This window comes from Undibacterium sp. Ji83W, assembly GCF_049340385.1.
Lineage (GTDB): Bacteria > Pseudomonadota > Gammaproteobacteria > Burkholderiales > Burkholderiaceae_D > Undibacterium.
The window spans coordinates 737,002-754,457 of the sequence record NZ_JBMPOZ010000001.1; the positions used below are offsets into that span (position 1 = coordinate 737,002).

At 50.8% G+C, this 17,456-nt stretch carries 17 protein-coding genes; 6 read left to right on the plus strand and 11 right to left on the minus strand.

From position 1 onward, the window contains the following. Positions 1–39 precede the first annotated feature (39 nt). Both ACO0LD_RS03440 and ACO0LD_RS03445 read right to left on the minus strand, forming a co-directional pair. A complete protein-coding gene (locus tag ACO0LD_RS03440; protein ID WP_423003724.1) occupies positions 40–594 on the minus strand; it encodes a GNAT family N-acetyltransferase in 555 nt (184 codons plus the stop codon). A 3-nt stretch (positions 595–597) separates the two neighbouring features. Next, positions 598–1,536 carry a histone deacetylase family protein gene (locus ACO0LD_RS03445; protein WP_423003726.1) on the minus strand — a complete coding sequence of 313 codons (939 nt, stop codon included), beginning with the start codon at positions 1,534–1,536 and terminating at the stop codon, positions 598–600. Positions 1,537–1,823: 287 nt separating this feature from the next. On the opposite strand from ACO0LD_RS03445, the gene ACO0LD_RS03450 reads away from it, so the two are divergent. The 5 genes from ACO0LD_RS03450 to ACO0LD_RS03470 all read left to right on the plus strand — a co-directional run bounded on the left by ACO0LD_RS03450 (position 1,824) and on the right by ACO0LD_RS03470 (position 7,556). Continuing rightward, on the plus strand, positions 1,824–2,744 hold the full coding sequence (locus ACO0LD_RS03450; protein ID WP_423003728.1) for an AAA family ATPase: 921 nt from the start codon (positions 1,824–1,826) through the stop codon (positions 2,742–2,744). A 28-nt stretch (positions 2,745–2,772) separates the two neighbouring features. Continuing rightward, a complete protein-coding gene (locus ACO0LD_RS03455) occupies positions 2,773–3,747 on the plus strand; it encodes a DUF58 domain-containing protein (RefSeq protein WP_423003730.1) in 975 nt (324 codons plus the stop codon). Positions 3,748–3,752: 5 nt separating this feature from the next. Then, a complete protein-coding gene (locus ACO0LD_RS03460) occupies positions 3,753–5,765 on the plus strand; it encodes a transglutaminaseTgpA domain-containing protein (protein WP_423003732.1) in 2,013 nt (670 codons plus the stop codon). A 17-nt stretch (positions 5,766–5,782) separates the two neighbouring features. After that, positions 5,783–6,922, plus strand: a complete 1,140-nt coding sequence (mltB, locus tag ACO0LD_RS03465) for a lytic murein transglycosylase B (protein ID WP_423003734.1) — start codon at positions 5,783–5,785, stop codon at positions 6,920–6,922. 334 nt (positions 6,923–7,256) lie between these two features. Continuing rightward, complete coding sequence (locus tag ACO0LD_RS03470) at positions 7,257–7,556, plus strand: hypothetical protein (RefSeq protein WP_110257001.1); 300 nt, start codon at positions 7,257–7,259, stop codon at positions 7,554–7,556. Positions 7,557–7,918: 362 nt separating this feature from the next. On the opposite strand, the gene cysM is transcribed toward ACO0LD_RS03470, so the two are convergent. The 3 genes from cysM to ACO0LD_RS03485 all read right to left on the minus strand — a co-directional run bounded on the left by cysM (position 7,919) and on the right by ACO0LD_RS03485 (position 10,619). Beyond that, a complete protein-coding gene (cysM, locus tag ACO0LD_RS03475; RefSeq protein ID WP_423003736.1) occupies positions 7,919–8,821 on the minus strand; it encodes a cysteine synthase CysM in 903 nt (300 codons plus the stop codon). Positions 8,822–9,082: 261 nt separating this feature from the next. Continuing rightward, on the minus strand, positions 9,083–9,580 hold the full coding sequence (locus ACO0LD_RS03480; RefSeq protein WP_423003738.1) for a ComEA family DNA-binding protein: 498 nt from the start codon (positions 9,578–9,580) through the stop codon (positions 9,083–9,085). Positions 9,581–9,734: 154 nt separating this feature from the next. Then, positions 9,735–10,619: a LysR family transcriptional regulator gene (locus tag ACO0LD_RS03485; RefSeq protein WP_423003740.1), complete on the minus strand. Its 885-nt coding sequence runs from the start codon at positions 10,617–10,619 to the stop codon at positions 9,735–9,737. Between the two features lie 174 nt (positions 10,620–10,793). On the opposite strand from ACO0LD_RS03485, the gene ACO0LD_RS03490 reads away from it, so the two are divergent. Further along, complete coding sequence (locus ACO0LD_RS03490; protein WP_423003742.1) at positions 10,794–11,597, plus strand: DODA-type extradiol aromatic ring-opening family dioxygenase; 804 nt, start codon at positions 10,794–10,796, stop codon at positions 11,595–11,597. 23 nt (positions 11,598–11,620) lie between these two features. Here ACO0LD_RS03490 and ACO0LD_RS03495 read toward each other — a convergent pair whose 3' ends face one another. From ACO0LD_RS03495 to ACO0LD_RS03520, 6 genes are all read right to left on the minus strand, one after another. Beyond that, positions 11,621–12,214 (minus strand): phospholipase D family protein, encoded by a 594-nt coding sequence (locus ACO0LD_RS03495; RefSeq protein WP_423003744.1) that lies wholly within the window; start codon positions 12,212–12,214, stop codon positions 11,621–11,623. Positions 12,215–12,856: 642 nt separating this feature from the next. Then, the gene (rfaE1, locus tag ACO0LD_RS03500; protein ID WP_423003746.1) at positions 12,857–13,771 is read right to left on the minus strand and encodes a D-glycero-beta-D-manno-heptose-7-phosphate kinase; all 915 of its coding nucleotides are present in this window, start codon (positions 13,769–13,771) and stop codon (positions 12,857–12,859) included. Between the two features lie 54 nt (positions 13,772–13,825). After that, entirely contained in the window at positions 13,826–15,199 is a 1,374-nt protein-coding gene (locus tag ACO0LD_RS03505) for a UDP-glucose dehydrogenase family protein (RefSeq protein ID WP_423003748.1), read from the minus strand. A gap of 159 nt (positions 15,200–15,358) precedes the next feature. After that, positions 15,359–16,534, minus strand: coding sequence for a lipopolysaccharide assembly protein LapB (gene lapB / locus ACO0LD_RS03510; RefSeq protein WP_423003750.1), 1,176 nt, complete (start codon positions 16,532–16,534; stop codon positions 15,359–15,361). A gap of 129 nt (positions 16,535–16,663) precedes the next feature. Then, complete coding sequence (locus tag ACO0LD_RS03515) at positions 16,664–16,978, minus strand: LapA family protein (RefSeq protein WP_162042230.1); 315 nt, start codon at positions 16,976–16,978, stop codon at positions 16,664–16,666. 157 nt (positions 16,979–17,135) lie between these two features. Then, complete coding sequence (locus tag ACO0LD_RS03520) at positions 17,136–17,441, minus strand: integration host factor subunit beta (RefSeq protein WP_110256992.1); 306 nt, start codon at positions 17,439–17,441, stop codon at positions 17,136–17,138. Between the last annotated feature and the right edge of the window lie 15 nt (positions 17,442–17,456).

The following is a 17,456-nucleotide window of genomic DNA, read 5'->3' on the forward strand; positions in this document are numbered from 1 at the left end:
ATCCTGGCTTTCTTGGCTTTCTTGACTTGACTCGGGATATCAGTTTTGCTGATTCATGTAATCTTCGCGGGTGATACGATAAATCAGGCTGGCGGCTTCACCTGGCACGTCTTCCACTTCTGAGTATAGCTGCATGCCGATTTTTTCCAGAGTGCGGCGCGAGGGGATATTGGCAGGCCTGACCAGGCCATATACGGCATCCTCAGCCAGCACCATAAAGGCTGCATGCAAGGCTGCCATCGCCATTTCCGTGGCATAGCCCTTGCCCCAGGCATGCGCAGCAAAACGGAAATAGATATTCAGACCACTGAAGTCACCTATCTGCTTGCGCATGACGCCACCAAAACCCAAGACCTGATCTGGCTCATCTATAGAGCAGACTGTCCAGTAACCAAAATGCTGGCGTTCCCACGCGCCTACCCAATCATCCAGCAACACCCTGGTGGTTTCGCGTGATCTGGGGCCGGTGGGATTATGGATATTGGTGGCGGGGTCACCATGGATGATGGCAGCGCTGTCTATGTCACTGCGTTCCAGCTTGCGCAATAAAAGACGCTCCGTCTTCAGCGGATTCAGGCTACTGTAATTAATCATGGCTCAATCCAGGTCAGCCAGGACTTTGAGATGAGCCACCACGCTGCGCCCCAGGGCTGACAGGTTATAACCGCCTTCCAGGCAACTGACGATGCGCTTGCCGGAAAACTCTTGCGCAATCTTCATGATTTCTTTGGTGATCCAGGCATAGTCGGCTTCGACCAGGCCCATCTGCCCCATATCATCTTCACGGTGGGCATCAAAACCGGCAGAGATAAAGATCATTTCCGGTTCGAACTTGCGCAGGGCTGGCAACCACTGCTCAGTAATCAACTGGCGCACGACATCGCCATAGCTGTGCGCGGGCACGGGGATATTCACCATATTGCTGGCCGGATGTTCAGTGCCAGTGTACGGATAATAGGGATGCTGGAAAAAACTCACCATGAGCACACGTTCATCATTGCGGAAAGCTTCTTCCGTGCCATTGCCATGATGGACATCAAAATCGACAATGGCAATGCGCTGCAAACCGCGCACTTCCAGTGCATGTTTGGCTGCCACAGCGATATTATTAAACATGCAAAAACCCATGGCTTCGCCAGGTGTGGCATGGTGGCCTGGCGGGCGTATGGCACAAAATGCATTCTCCACTTCACCATCCAGCACGGCGTCAGTCGCTGCTACCGCAGCACCGGCAGCGCGCAGCGAGGCACGCCAGGTGTAGGCATTCAATGAGGTATCAGCATCCAGCGGGAAATGCTCGCATTCCGACCGCTCGGAAGGACAGTTTTCGCGTATGCGGTAGATCGCATCGGCAGTATGCACACGGGCCAGATGGGCTTCTGTGGCTTGCGGTGCCTCGCGATGATCCAGCAAAGTACTGATGCGGCTGGCGATCAATTGATCATCGATGGCTTGCAGGCGGTCTGGTGATTCCGGGTGCCATGAGCCCATTTCATGGCGTTTGCAGTCAGCATGGGTGTAATACGCAGTTGTCATGTCTCTGTGCCAGAACTGCCACAAATCCTGCCCGGCACAAGCATGCCAGCGCAGTATGAGTGATAGATGTCCTGTTTATCTTATCTGTCTTATTATCAGTTTCACCCTATTTGCCCGATTTTGCAAATCCGTCTGTCTGAAACTTTTCACTATGAGCAACAGTTTTTGACATTTCGGTTTACACTATGAGCACTTAAATTTGACAATTCATGAGTCGACTCTGCCTGATCAAGGCATGGCTTTTATGAATATCAGGCAATAATAAACATAGCTCAGCAAGGAAAAACATGTTTTCCAAAGTACATAAAGTAGCAAAACAGGTTAACAACGTCATCATAGGCAAGGAACAGCAAATCAGGCAGGCATTGGTCTGTTTGCTGGCAGGTGGGCATTTGCTGATCGAAGATTTGCCAGGTGTAGGCAAGACCACACTGGCGCATGCGCTGGCGATTTCGCTGGGTTTGAAATTCAACCGTCTGCAATTTACCAGTGACCTGTTGCCAGCTGATGTGGTTGGCATTTCGATTTTTGACAGGGAAAAATCACAATTTGTTTTTCATCCCGGCCCTGTGTTTGCCCAGGTCTTGCTGGCCGATGAAATCAATCGCGCAACGCCAAAGACACAATCTTCATTGCTGGAAGCCATGGAAGAAAGACAGGTCTCGGTAGAAGGGCAAACCCGTAACCTGCCCTCGCCTTTCTTTGTCATCGCCACCCAAAACCCGGCGCATCAGGTAGGTACCTTTGCCCTGCCTGAATCGCAACTGGACAGGTTTTTGATGTGCCTGTCGCTAGGTTACCCGGATGCAGCAGCTGAACGCGCCCTTTTGATGGGTGAAGACAGGCGCAGCCTGCTGGCACAACTGCCTGCCGTGATGCAGGCAGAAGAGTTGATGGAAGCCCAGCAACAACTCAAGAAAATCCATACCTCGGCATCGTTGATTGACTATGTACAGTCACTGGCACACGCAACGCGCCAGGGCGATTTATTTGCCGAAGGCATGAGCCCGCGTGCCTCTATCGCCTTGTTACAGGCAGCGCGCGCATGGGCAGCCATGGAAGGCCGCGACCACGTCTTGCCTGAAGATGTGCAGGCAGTCTTGATACCTGTCATTGCGCATAGATTGCGCCCCTTGAAATCAATGACGGGCAAAGTCAGTGCCAGCAGCGAATTGCTGGCGCAATTGATGAAGCGCGTCAGCGTCTGAACCTGAGCAGCCATAGATAAATAACGGCATGTTCACATCGATAAAAAAAAGACTGCGCAAGATCGTCTTTCTGGAACACAAACCAGAAAGCGGCGAAGTGTTCCTGAATCAGCGACGGGTATTCACCCTGCCCAGCAAACCCGGAATGGTATTTGTCGTCTTATTACTGCTGATGTTTTTGGCAGCCACCAATTACAGCCTGAATCTTGGCTTTGGCCTGACTTATGTATTGGGCGGGATTGCCGTAGTCAATGTATTTTACGGGTTCCGTAACCTGGCTTACCTGCATTTGTTGCCAGGTTCCGCCAGGGCAGTCTTTGCCGGGGAAGAAACCGAGTACACAGTGTATGTGATCAATCGCCGCGCCCATCCACGCTATGCCATCAGTGTGGGCTTCGCCGAAAAAGGTCATCCAGAAAAATTTGTCGATATTGCCGCCGACAGCCGCGTCGCGGTGCAACTCAGTTATCCCACCACGAACAGGGGCTTGCAGGCCATACCCAGAATCCGCTTGCAAACCAATTATCCTTTAGGTTTGTTGCGCGCCTGGAGCACCTGGTTGCCAGATGCAAATGCCCTGGTCTACCCGCAACCGGAACCTAATCCGCCGCCTTTGCCCATGTCTGGTGCAGGAAAAAAGACTGAAGTGCCAGGCCATGCAGGTGATGAAGATTTTGCCGGTGTGCGCGCTTATCAGCCTGGCGATTCCATGAAACATCTGGCCTGGAAGCAGATTGCCAAAGTAGATACGGCTTTGGGTGGTTCGCTGGTGACCAAGCAGTTCGCCGGAGGCTCGGGCAGTGATGTGATGCTGGACTTTGCCGCCCTCCCGAGTAATCTGGATACAGAATTGAAATTATCACGCCTGACCAGTTGGGTGCTTGAAGCTGATCAGCGTGGCCTGACATACGGTTTCAGGCTGGCGCAAACGCAGCATCCACCCACCACAGGGCCTGAGCATTGCGAAGCCTGCCTGCGCGCACTGGCGCTGTACGAGATATGAGCATCATGAAATCGCCAGTCTTTCGCACCATACTCTCACGTGACAAGGCAGATACCCTGCTGCTGATCTTTGCCTGTCTTTTTGTACTCTTGCCACACGCAGACCATGTCAAATGGTGGGTAAATGCCTCTTGCGCCCTGCTGTTGGTATGGCGGGGTTGGCTGACACTGAGTGGCCGCCGCCTGCCACCGGCTTTGCTGTTGTTACCGGTCGCTGTCATGATGATGACTGGTGTATATCTGACGCACAGGACTTTCTTTGGCAGGGAAGCTGGCGTCACCATGCTGGTCTTGCTGCTGACTTGCAAGCTCCTGGAAATGCACGCCAAGCGCGATTTGTTCGTAGTGATTTTTCTTGGTTTCTTTTTATTGCTGACCAGTTTCTTTTATCAGCAAACCATCTTTGCGGCCATACTGACACTGACTGGCTTATGCCTGCTGCTGACTGCGCAACTGTCCTTTCATTACACTGGTGTAGTACCACCATTGCTGCAAAGACTCAAAATGGGGGTCAGCATACTTGGGTTGGCAATTCCACTGACCATCATCGCCTTTGTGCTATTCCCACGCATACAGGGGCCGCTGTGGGGCTTGCCGGGCGATGCGCAATCCGGACGCAGTGGCTTATCAAGCTCCATGTCACCGGGCAATATCAGCGAACTGGCCCAGTCTGAAGAAATTGCCTTTCGCGTCAAGTTCGATAAATTCATTCCAGCCAAACCCCAGCTATACTGGCGTGGCATCGTCATGAATCAATTCGATGGACGTAGCTGGTCACAGGAAGAAAAAAGGTCTTCCTATAAAACCGATCAGGATAAAAACTGGATCAAGTATGGAGGTCAGGCCATACATCAGGAAATCACGCTGGAAGCGAATGGACAAAACTGGTTATTCGCACTGGACATGCCAGCAGGTAAGCCCGAGTTGGATGCGAACACAGGCACGGTTGCCATCATCAACAAACTGATGGAGACGCGGCGTGAACAAGCCACAAATGAAAGACTCAAATACACAATAGAGTCTTACACCAGCTATACACTGGAAGCAGCAAGCAGCCGGGAAATGATGGCAGATTCGCTTAAAATGCCAGAAGGATACAACCCGCGCACCCTGGCTTTTGCAGCCGCATTACGTCAGCAATATCCAGATGACATGCAACTCATTTGGGCAATACTCAATTATTTTCGTCGCGAAACTTATTCTTACACGCTGGAACCCCCACGCCTGGGCAAAAACAGCGCAGATGAATTTTTGTTTGACACCAAGGCGGGCTTTTGCGAACACTATGCCAGTGCCTTTGTCTTGCTGATGCGCGCTGCCAATATTCCGGCACGGGTAGTGGCTGGCTATCAGGGTGGCAATCTGAATTCTGTCGATGGTTACCTGGAAATTCGCCAATCCGATGCCCATGCCTGGGCCGAAGTCTGGCTAGAGGGCAAGGGATGGCTCAGGGTAGATCCGACTGCAGCCGTCGCGCCTGAAAGGGTGCAGCGTTCTCTCAATTATGCGGTGCCGCGTCAGGGGCTGGCCGGGCTGATGAATCTGAGTCCGGATGGAATTTCTTTTTTTAACCAGGTGCGCATGCAGTGGAGCGCTGTCAACAATTCATGGAATCAGTGGGTACTCAATTACAACCAGAATACCCAAAGAAACCTGTTGAACTCCCTGGGTTTCATGAAAGTAGACTGGGCACAACTGACCTTGTTGTTCTTTATTGCCACCAGCCTGATACTGGGCCTGATCGCCCTACCGCTAATTCGTAACCGGCCACGTATCACGGCGCTTGATAAGGTATACTTTTCTTTTTGTCGCAAGATGGAAAAAAAGACCGCAGCACGCGCTTTACATGAAGGGCCCAAAGCCTACCTGGAAAGATTGCGCAGCAGCCTGACCGCAGCTGAATTTGAAAATGCCGAGCGTTTTCTGACACTGTATGCAAGTGCCCGCTACGGCAAAAACCCAGGTCCGGAAAGCACACTGATCCGGCGTTTGAAAACCCTGCTGGCCGCATGCCGCTAATTTTTTATTGACGTATTTTGATCTCACTGACCACACCTGCATCAAACCAGCCCGGCATATTGCTGAATGGCGTTTACTCCCTCATCATCGCTGTCGCCCTGCTCACTGCGGGCGAAGCGTATGCCACAGGAAAAAAACATACGAAAAAAGCGGCGGCGAATGCTGCTTCAGCCCCGGCTGCCAAAGCTAAAAAAGATGAAGGCCATTTTGAGCAATGGAAGGAAGTATCCAGCTTCATTTCTGAAATGGTCAGCAAGCATGGCTACACGGAAGCAGAGTTGAAAGCCATCTTCAAGCAGGCAAAGTACATAGAAACTGCCAGGCAACTGATGCGCCCTGCTCCTGCAGGCAAACCCAAGAACTGGAAAGCATACCGCGCCCGCTTTGTCGAACCCTACCGTATTGAAGCAGGCATCGCCTTCTGGGATAAATATGCCGATGCCCTGGCAAAGGCTGAACAGGAATATGGCGTACCGCCAGAAATCATCGTCGGCCTGATCGGTGTCGAAACTATCTTTGGTAAACAGACTGGCGGCTTCCGCGTGATGGATGTACTGACCACGCTGGCCTTCGATTATCCCGACACGCCTACCCGTGATATGCGCATGCAATTTTTCCGTGGTGAACTGGAAAACATGTTGCTGATGTCCAGAGAAGCTTCACTCGATCCCTTTGTCTTTAAAGGTTCCTATGCAGGCGCGATAGGCTGGCCACAGTTCATGCCTGGCAGCATCAGGAAATATGCAGTGGACTTTGATGGCGACGGCAGAATCAACCTGACTGATTCACCCGTTGATGCCATAGGCAGCGTCGCCCACTATCTTGCCGTGCATGGCTGGAAGCGTAATTTGCCCATCGCTTTCCCGGCCACCCTGGTGTTGAATGAGAAAAGTGAACAGCTCAATACTGCACTGGGGAAAGGTTTGCAGGCCAGTTATCAGTTGCAGGATTTAAAAGCCATCGCGACAACAGCCAGTAGCGAAGCGCCAACAAACATCCAATATGGTCTTGTCGATCTGCAAAATGGCAACGACGCAACAGAATACTGGCTGGCAACAGAGAACTTTTTTGCCATCACGCTGTACAACCGCAGCTATTTTTACGCGATGTCAGTCTTTGATCTGGGACGTGTCATCGCCGCCGCCAGACAAAAATAATTCCTATTCAAGCAGATTGGATAGCATTACAGAGTGTTGGAAGAAGAAGCTCACAATTTAACAGATTTTAATAGACCGAATAAAATTGTTAATTTATGTTATTCTAGTAACTAATTACTGGAATAAACATTGCCATTCAGTATTTTCTAAACTAAAGTGCTGTTATCTAGTTGACACATTTACTTCTTAACTAAGCAAAGTGTCAAGAGATTTAACAATGGTTTGCTATTTTTCTGACAAGCAAATTATATTTTAAAGATACAATATTACCGTTTGATTAATTTTTTATTGAAGCAACTAATTAAGCGTCAATAAACTACACAGCGAGGTAATTATGGCAAATTTGACCCAGCTTGAATCCGATGAAATCGACTATGATCCAAACAATCTGTTGGATACTCTGATCAAGCAATTGCATTTGAAAAATGATGCAGCACTCTCCAGAGCATTGGAAGTGGCACCACCAGTAATCAGTAAAATCAGGCATCGTCGCCTGCCGGTCGGCGCATCACTGCTGATCCGCATGCATGAAATCAGCGATGTCAGCATCAAAGAACTGCGCGAATTGATGGGCGACCGTCGTGCGAAGTTCCGTATCAGCGACAAACAATTCAAACCAAAAGACGCAGCATAAGTCTTTTATTTGATAGGTGGTTGCTGCCTGATAAATCTCCGGATTTTCAGGAACACTGCTTTATTGAAAAATACCGAAAATGCGCCACAAGCGTGATTTCGGTATTTTTTTTGACCTTGTTTTAGACCTTGTTTTATTTTGCGCTGGATTTATGACAGCTTGATGTAAAAACTGACAAAGACGGATAACAAAAATGTGCGCTTTAGATAGCCCAATGAGTGGGCTCAATTGCGGCCTGCAAGTGAGTGAACGAAATGTGGACTCAAATCGCAAGGCTCTTTGATGCACGCATTAGTGAATCAATGAATGAGCGCAACGAGTGAACGCAATGCCTGCGCTCACAGTCACCGCCGCCATTACAATCAGGCAGGAAATACGCCTGTAGACAAATACCGGTCTCCACGGTCACAAACAACAAAGACGATGGTGGCATTTTCTACGGTCTGAGCAACGCGCAAAGCGATTTCGCATGCGCCTGCGGCAGAAATACCACAGAATATGCCCTCTTCCACCGCCATCCTGCGCGCCATTTGTTCAGCATCTGCCTGCGTAACTGACTCCACCTGATCAACCCTGGCTTTGTCAAAAATCTTGGGCATGTAAGCCTCTGGCCACTTGCGTATGCCAGGTATTTGCGAGCCTTCTTCTGGCTGCGCGCCGATGATGTGGATCTGCGGGTTTTGTTCTTTCAGATAAGCCGATACGCCCATGATGGTACCCGTGGTTCCCATGGCACTGATAAAGTGGGTGATCTTGCCCTTGGTATCACGCCAGATTTCTGGCCCTGTTGTTTCATAATGCGCCAGCGGATTATCTGGATTGGCGAACTGGTCGAGGATCACACCCTGCCCTTCTGACTGCATTTGTTCTGCCAGGTCGCGTGCATATTCCATGCCGCCAGTCTTGGGTGTCAACATGATTTGCGCGCCATAGGCTGCCATGCTTTGGCGGCGTTCTATACTCAGGTTCTCTGGCATCAACAAAATCATCTTGTAACCGCGCATGGCCGCAGCCATGGCGAGGGCGATACCGGTGTTACCGCTGGTGGCTTCTATCAAAGTATCACCAGGTTTGATACGGCCACGCTCTTCTGCCCTTTTGATCATGGACAAGGCTGGTCTGTCCTTGACGGAGCCGGCAGGATTATTCCCTTCCAGCTTGCCGAGGATGACATTATTACGTCGCAGGTTTTCATCGCCGGGTATGCGCTGCAATCTAACGAGCGGTGTATTGCCTATGGTGTCTTCGATGGTCAGATAGGTCATGGTAAGCAGCTTAAAAAGACAAAGGCTTATTCTAATCGTAGTTACCCTTAGACGCTTGGCGCATAAGCAAGCAGCTTGTTTGAAAAAGCATCGTCAACACTGATGAAAATCAGCTTCTCATAGACAAATCAAGCCTTTGCAGCCCACACACATGCGCCAATCAGGCTTATACAGAATTTAAATAAGCTAATAAAAAACCCCGGAATCACTTCCGGGGTTTTGTGAATCTGTCAGTTCAACAATAAAACTGAAGAATCAGACTTATTTTGCGCTGGCCTTGGAAGCTGCCGATGCAGCAGAAGCCTTGGACGCTGCTGAAGCTGCTGATGCAGCACTTGCGGCTGATGCCACTGATGCGCTGGAGGCTGCAGATGCCGCAGCAGAAGCTTTTGGTGCCGCTGTTGCAGATGCTGCTTTATCTGCCTTGGCTGCTGCCTTGTCAGCTTTAGCAGATGCAGCACTGGCTGCTGGTTTTGCCGCTACACCAGGTTTAGCCTGGCCATTGACAGTCAAACCTGCTTCAGACAATTTGGTGGCGCTTTTTTCGCCTACGCCTTTGACGCGACTTTCAAAATCTGCCCAATCCTTGAAGGCACCATTCTTGGTACGCTCTTCTATGATGGCCTTGGATTTGGCCGGGCCTATGCCCTTGATGCCATCCAGCGCAGCCTGGTCGCCTTTATTGACATCGACATCAGCGAATGCAAAACCAGTAGCAGCCAACAAAGCCATCAGGCCAAATATAATTTTCTTCAACATGCGAATACTCCCTCAATAATTGAACATTTTTTTAAGCGATATTTAAAGCGAATTTTTAAACGACATAGCCTGTCTTTTATAGCTGGCTATGTAGCTAACAACGGCACTGGATTAATTCCGTTGACAAGTATTCCACAATTTAATGTCAGTATGACTAATCGCCCAGCCTGTCTATCAAAAAATCGATGAAGCATCGCAACTTGGGTGGCATCTGGCGGCGGCTGGCATAGACCGCATAAAGACTGCCGGCAAAACCCGGTTCATTACCGGCCACCAGTTGCAAACGGCCAGAAGCAAGATCGTCGTCCACCAGCCACTGAGGTAAAAATGCGGCACCCATGCCCGCCAGTACGCAGTGATAACTCAGCGTCGTGTCACCGCACTTCATGATGGCATCCAGCTTGAGTGACGCACCCTGTGTTTGTACTGGCAGGTGGAATCTTTCCAATTGCACATAATTGGGTAATATCATCGCCACGGTAATGGGCTCGTCTTTTTTGCCAGCGTCCAGCTTTTTCACAAACTCTGGTGTGGCCACCAAATGGAAGTCGACCTTGCACAAGCGCCTGGCGATCAGGGCGGGTGATGGTTCATCGGTCGCCCTCAGGGCCAGATCAAAGCCATCTGCCACCAGATCTACCATATGGTTATCGAGGTGCAAGTCCAGTCTGACCTCGGGATAATTTTCACGAAAATCTGCCAGCACCCTGGCAAAACCGGGGTTGGCACACCAGACGGGAGCACTGATCTTCAACTCACCGCGTGGTGGCCCGCTTTCTTGTGCAAGCGAAGCGACAGCAGCATCAAGTATATCCAGCGCCTGCCTGCCCTGCGCAAAGAAATCCTTGCCCGCCTCAGTCAGGCTCATGCTGCGGCTGCTCCGGTTTAGCAACCTGGCCCCCAGCTTGCGCTCCAGTCTGGCGATATGTTTGCTGACCATGGGCGCGGCCATGCCCAGCCTGTCAGCCGCAGCGGTAAAGCTGCCGGACTCGACAATCTCACGAAATACCCTGATGCCATTGATATCAAGCTCATCCATATCATGCTCCTCATGGCTCAATTGATCATTGTTGCACTTTTTGGAAACAATACAATTACTTTACCACCATCGATTTCCTGATCAGGAAACATTATGATGAATTACATTGGGTTTTATGAAATTTACTTGGAAAAAGCAAGCCCCGGCACCAAATGACCTGTAGAGGATACTCATATGAAATTGCCTACCTATTTTATCTCGCATGGCGGCGGCCCCTGGCCTTACATGGAAGACATGCGTAAAACCATGCATGTGCTGGAAGAATCACTGGTGGATATGCCACGGCAATTGCCGTACAAGCCCAAGGCCATCTTGATGATCTCAGCCCACTGGGAAGAAAGCGCGTTCAAGGTCATGACAAATCCCTGGCCAGGCATGCTATATGACTATGGCGGTTTTCCTGAACATACCTACAAGGTGCATTATTCGGCCCCAGGTTCGCCTGAATTGGCAGAACGGGTAATGGGCTTGATCAAGGATGCAGGTTTGCCCGCACAGCCGGATGCGCAACGTGGTTTTGACCACGGTGCATTTGCGCCGCTGGCCGTAATGTACCCAGAGGCTGATATGCCGGTCGTGCAATTATCACTGCGCATGGGATTGGACCCGGCAGAACACCTGGCACTGGGACGTGCACTTGCCCCTTTGCGTGATGAGGGCATACTGATCATAGGCAGTGGCCTCAGCTACCATAACCTGCGGCGCTTTGGCCCGCTGGCGAAAGAACCTTCATCAAGTTTTGATGACTGGTTGCAGGACAGCCTGATCGCCAGCAGCACGACCGAAAGAGTCGCCCGCCTGATCCATTGGGAAGAAGCACCGGCAGCACGGGTTGCCCATCCCAGGGAAGAACATTTATTGCCACTGATGGTGGCAGTCGGTGCGGCAGAAGATGAAGTTGCCAGTTGTGTTTATCATGAAGAAAACATCTTTGGCGGCGTGGTGGCATCAAGCTTTCGCTTTGGGGCGATTGCCTGAAGCATTTCAAAATTTGTTAATGGCTACTTTGCCTGTGGCATAGTTTTATAATCCACTCCCGCAGACCAACGGCTTTCCCAGTGGCGAAGAAATGACTTCGCCAACTCTGGATTCCGCCAGAACACGATGACATTTTCGCTGTTATCTTCTGCCGCATCACGGGTGTAATTGAAGCTGCCGTTCTGGACGGTCTGTTCATCCGCGATGATGTACTTGTCATGATGAATCGCATACACAGAAATAGTACGCGTAGCGATGCCTGCCACGACAAGGCGGTTCAAGGCTGCCCAATTAGGTTTTTTCTGGTTACGACGATAATCGACCAGCACCATGATATTGACGCCGCGCTTTTTTGCGTCTAGCAGTGCCTTGACCACGGTTGGCGAACTAAACGAGTAGGCCGCTAATCTGATACTGGAGACAGCGGCATTGATTACCTTGAGCACCAATTCCTCGGCCTTGGCATCAGGAGAAAAAGCGTTCTCAATCTGCGCAGACGCAGCGTCCAAGATAGCCCCGGCAGGTTTATCTTCCAGCGGCGATGCGCGGCAAGATGCTGCCATTAGCAAAGCTGAGCTTACCGCGAGAAGGAGTTGTTTGATACTCAAGGCAGACATATTAATACCCTTGGCTGTTATAGCTCACACTTGATCTGACACACCGCGTCCGACTGACGAGCAGCGACATCCGTCCCGTTGCGAAACTTCGAGTCACAGAAAGTCTGTCATTGGACTCTGTTTGTAGCTCCCGGAAGGGCCGTGATACAAGCAGACATATATAACTGCTCGCTCGCTACTTAAAAACCGCAGACTTTGAACAAATAGCTGGTCCTCTTTGGTAACTTGATACGCTCCCGAACCAGGATGAGCTGGACTTATCCTTGGCTGGCAACTAACTCCATCAATAGTACCCTCTTTGAGGAATGCATAATTGGGGCTTAGCTCATCTATCCAGTAAATCAAAACTCTACCTTGCTGGGTAAACGCGAGCGTTTCGCCGCCAAAGCTTACATCCAAGCCATCATCGTAAAGTGCCTTTAATTCAGCATCGAAGTGACGTTCAAAACTTATTTCCATACTGCAAATTAAACCAAAGAGATATTGTATTGAGCTAGGCTTGCAGCTGGCAGCGGCCCTTAGAACTCCAACTCATCTAACAGATTGTGTCAGGTCAAGTCTTAGCGAATACACCTTAGCTTGCATGCTTGAATGTACGCCTCATCTGTATCACTGAACTGGCATGCGAGTCAGCCATCAGGCTCATTGCACAGCCTCAGGAAACAACTCTTCCCGCGTCACCGTAGCCGTACCCAGCTTGCCAACCACGATGCCGCCAGCACGGTTGGCAATCACCACAGCCTCTTGCATGGACTTACCTTGCGCCAGCATGACGGCCATGGTGGCGATGACGGTATCACCTGCACCAGAGACATCAAATACTTCACGCGCCATGGCTGGTACATGGGTCACACCATCAGCCGTGAACAGGGTCATGCCCTCTTCTGAGCGGGTCAGCAGCAAGGCATCGATTTGCAAATCTGCGCGCAATTGCTGGGCCCTGGTTGTCAGCTCCTCTTCATTTGGCCAGTCACCGATGATTTGCTTTAACTCAGACTTGTTCGGTGTCAACAAGCTGGCACCGGCATAGCGTTTGAAGTCGCTGCCCTTGGGGTCCACCAGCACGATCTTGCCTGCGGCCTTTGCTGCAGCAATCATGGCGCTGACGTTCACCAGGCTGCCCTTGGCATAGTCGGACAAGACGACGACATCGTAACCGGTCAGCAAGGAGTTGAAGCGATTCAGTTTGTCACGCAAGACATGTTCAGTCGGGCGCTCTTCAAAATCAATGCGTAGCAACTGCTGCTGCCTGCCAATAACGCGCAGCTTGATAATGGTAGAGATTTGCTGGTCACGACTGAGGTAAGCCTCGATGCCTGAAGTCTTCAGCAAACGCTCCATGCTATTACCTGCATCATCATCGCCGATGACACCCATCAAGGCAGCCTGTACGCCCAGGGCGACGGCATTGCGGGCCACATTGGCAGCACCGCCAAGACGCTCTTCACTTTTTTCCACGCGCACAATGGGCACCGGGGCTTCGGGTGATATGCGGTTGACTTCGCCAAACCAGTATCTGTCCAGCATGACATCGCCAGCAACCAGAATACGCTTCATTGCTGTATTTTTCTTTGCATCCATATTCTGCATTATTTGTTCGTCATTTATTTGTCATTTATTCGTCAATACGGAGCGGCCTATGCCGTGGTATTCAATGCCCAGTTCGGTCATGACCGTGGGCTCAAACAGGTTGCGGCCATCAAACACCACCGGCTGTTTCAGGCGTGCCTTGACCTCATCAAAATCCGGGCTGCGGAAGGCCTTCCATTCAGTGACAATGGCCAGTGCATCGGCTTCAAGCAGTGCATCCATGGGGTTGGCTGCATAGCGTATGGATGCCAGCAATTCTGGCGCATCGTAGAAATCCAGTTCAAATACGCGCTTGGCTTCCTGCATGGAAACCGGGTCATACACTGCTACCGTCGCACCAGCGCGCAATAATTCACCCAGCAAGACACGGGATGACGCAGCCCGCATATCATCGGTATTCGGTTTGAATGCAAGGCCCCAGATGGCGAAATGACGGCCACTGAGGTTTTCGCCAAAGCGCTGCTGTATCTTCTTGCCGAGTACCTGTTTTTGACGTGCATTGACGGCTTCTACCGCCTGCAGGATCAGGAGATTCAACCCATAGTCCTGGGCAGTACGTTCCAGCGCCTGCACATCTTTAGGGAAGCAGGAACCACCATAACCACAACCAGCATACAAAAAGCTGTGACCTATGCGCGGGTCAGAGCCTATGCCGTGACGCACAGCTTCAATATCGGCACCGACATGGTCAGCCAGATTGGCCAGCTCATTCATGAAAGAGATGCGAGTCGCCAGCATGGCGTTCGCTGCATACTTGGTGAACTCTGCCGAGCGTACATCCATCCAGTAAGTGCGTTCATGGTTGCGGTTGAAAGGCGCATACAACTTCTTCATCTGGCTGCGGGCTTTTTCGCCTTGCGGCGTCTGGTCGCAACCAATAACGATGCGGTCAGGGCGCATGAAGTCTTCTACTGCTGCGCCTTCTTTCAGGAATTCTGGATTGGAGACCACTGAGAATTCTGCCGTCACCGAACGTGCCGTCAATTCAGCAGCGATGGCAGCGCTTACGCGGTCCGCCGTACCGACAGGCACGGTAGACTTGTCAACGACGACCTTGAAGTTCGTCATGTACTTGCCAATATTTTTTGCCGCAGCCACGACGTATTGCAAATCAGCAGAACCATCTTCATCCGGAGGTGTACCGACAGCGATGAACTGCACATCACCATGTTTTACGCTGGCTTCGACATCAGTAGAAAACTGTATGCGGCCCGCAGCACGGTTGCGTGCGACGATTTCTTCCAGGCCCGGCTCATGGATGGGGATGCCGCCGTTATTGAGGATATCAATCTTGCGCTGGTCAACATCCAGGCAAAACACATCATTACCCAATTCAGCCAGGCAGGCACCTGTGACCAGACCGACATAACCTGTACCAATAATTGTGATTTTCATTTTTTGATCACCAAATAAAAATAAGTCATTCTGTGCACCCAAATATCTAGTCATCCATATAGAATTTCAGATCACAGCCCTTATTCAAGATTCTTTACACTTAACGAATATCCCTGAAGCCTTGCGCAAATCAGTCTGCGCTCAGACATGCAGAGTTTATTAATTCATGACGTTCAGCTCTTCTGTCCGACGTGGTGGATAAGTTTCCCATTTACTGCAGCCAGGGCAATGCCAATAAAATTGCCTGGCCTTGAAACCGCAATTGGAGCACTGATAACGCGCCAGCTTTTGTGCATAGCCGTGCACCAGATTCTTGATGATGGCCAGTTCCGGCCTGACTTCAGGCGGCACCACCATGATGCGGCCATCCAGCAATTTGTCCAGACCCAGCAGGGTTGGGGTGCGGCGCAATTCTTCGCTGACAAGACTATTGACGGCTTCCACACCTTCCAGCTCCAGCGTGGCCTTGAAGGCGACTTCCAGTAAATCTATCGATGGTGCCTCTGCCAGGTAATTCTTGAGCAGGTTCAATCCTTCTTGCGACTTGTCGAGCTTGCGGTATGCATCCATCAGGCGCTGCGCCACCAGGGCAACATGCGGCACGCTTTGCTGCTCTACCCTGCACCAGGTGGACAAGGCAATCTCAGTATCGCCATTAGCCATATACACGTCGCCCATGAGGATGATGGCGCGTACATTGTTGCGGTCTGCTGCGAGTGCTTTTTCAAGGTTGGCCAAGGCGGCATCGGTATTGGTATGCACCAGCTCATCCTGGGCAATTTCGCAGTAAAACTGGGCGATCTCTTTTTGACGGCCACCAGCGCCGCATTCCTGCAAGGCATTGGCGGCTTCTATCGCGCGCGCCCATTCTTTTTCACGCTGGTAAATTTCCAGCAGGGCGCGTCTGGCCTGGGCTTCAAACGAACTGTTGACGAGCAAGTTATAGGTTTCTTCAGCACGGTCGAGTAATCCGGCTTTCAGGTAATCCTGGCCCAGCTCATACATGGCCTGGTTTTTTTGTTCGGTAGGCAAATCCGGCCTGGCCAGCAGGTTTTGATGCACGCGGATAGCGCGTTCAGTCTCGCCACGGCGGCGGAACAGGTTGCCGAGGGCGAAGTGTAAATCCACCGCCTCAGGATCAAGCCTGACGATATCGATAAAGGCATCAATGGCCTTGTCGGGCTGGTCATTGAGCAGGAAATTCAAGCCCTTGAAATAACCACGCGGCAGGCTGCGGGATTCAGAGATCAACTGGCGTATATCGATACGCGCAGCGCTCCAGCCCAAGGTAAAGAATAAGGGTATGCCTAGCAGCCACCAAATTTCAAATTCCATATGTGTTTCTTCTTATTGTTGATAACAACGCGATGCCGATGTGAGAGCGAGCGCCAAACTTACTCTGTTGATCTTCTTTTGCCAGTGTCCATATGCTGCGACCAGCGCCTAAAAGTGTCAGCGCAGGTGTCAGATATTGCGAATGCTATCAGGCTGGGGCGCTTGTGTGCTGGCCCTTTGTGCTGCTTCACGTTCTTTTTCAATTTCTGCCAGCGTCTTTTTATGCTTGTGCAGATCACGTCTGTGGCGGAACACCATAGGCACCATGGCCAGTGCGCCCAGCGTAGCGCCACCGGCAAAAAAAGCCAGCAGCATGATGACCAGTGGTGCAGATTGCTGATAGCCAAAGAAATATTGCAGCGTCACAATCTGGTCGTTTTTCAAGGCAAAGCCAAAGAACAGGACAAACAGCACGATGGCGAAAAATCTTGAAATATATTTCATGTATGCATCCTTGATGGATAAGCAGGGAAATCGTCAATTAAGCAATTAATCCCGAAAAGAGCATTGTACTGAAAAAAAACGGCATATCGGAAAACCGATATGCCGTTTTTATTTTTACATCGCTGTCGAAGCCCGAACTTTGACCAGTCAACCTGACTTAGTCATCGTGTATCGGTTGCCCCACCATGGCATCAACACGTTCGCGCAATTCCTTGCCCGGTTTAAAGTGCGGCACCCGTTTTTCAGGGACCATCACCTTGTCGCCGGACTTGGGGTTACGACCTATCCGTGGTGGACGACTGTTCAGTGCAAAGCTGCCAAAACCACGAATCTCTATGCGCTGCCCGGTTGCCAAAGCATCCGACATGGCGTCGAGTATGGTTTTAACAGCAATATCCACATCTTTAGCTACCAGTTGCGGATATCGCTCTGCCAGACGAGCTATCAGCTCCGACTTAGTCATAGTGAAAACCTTATG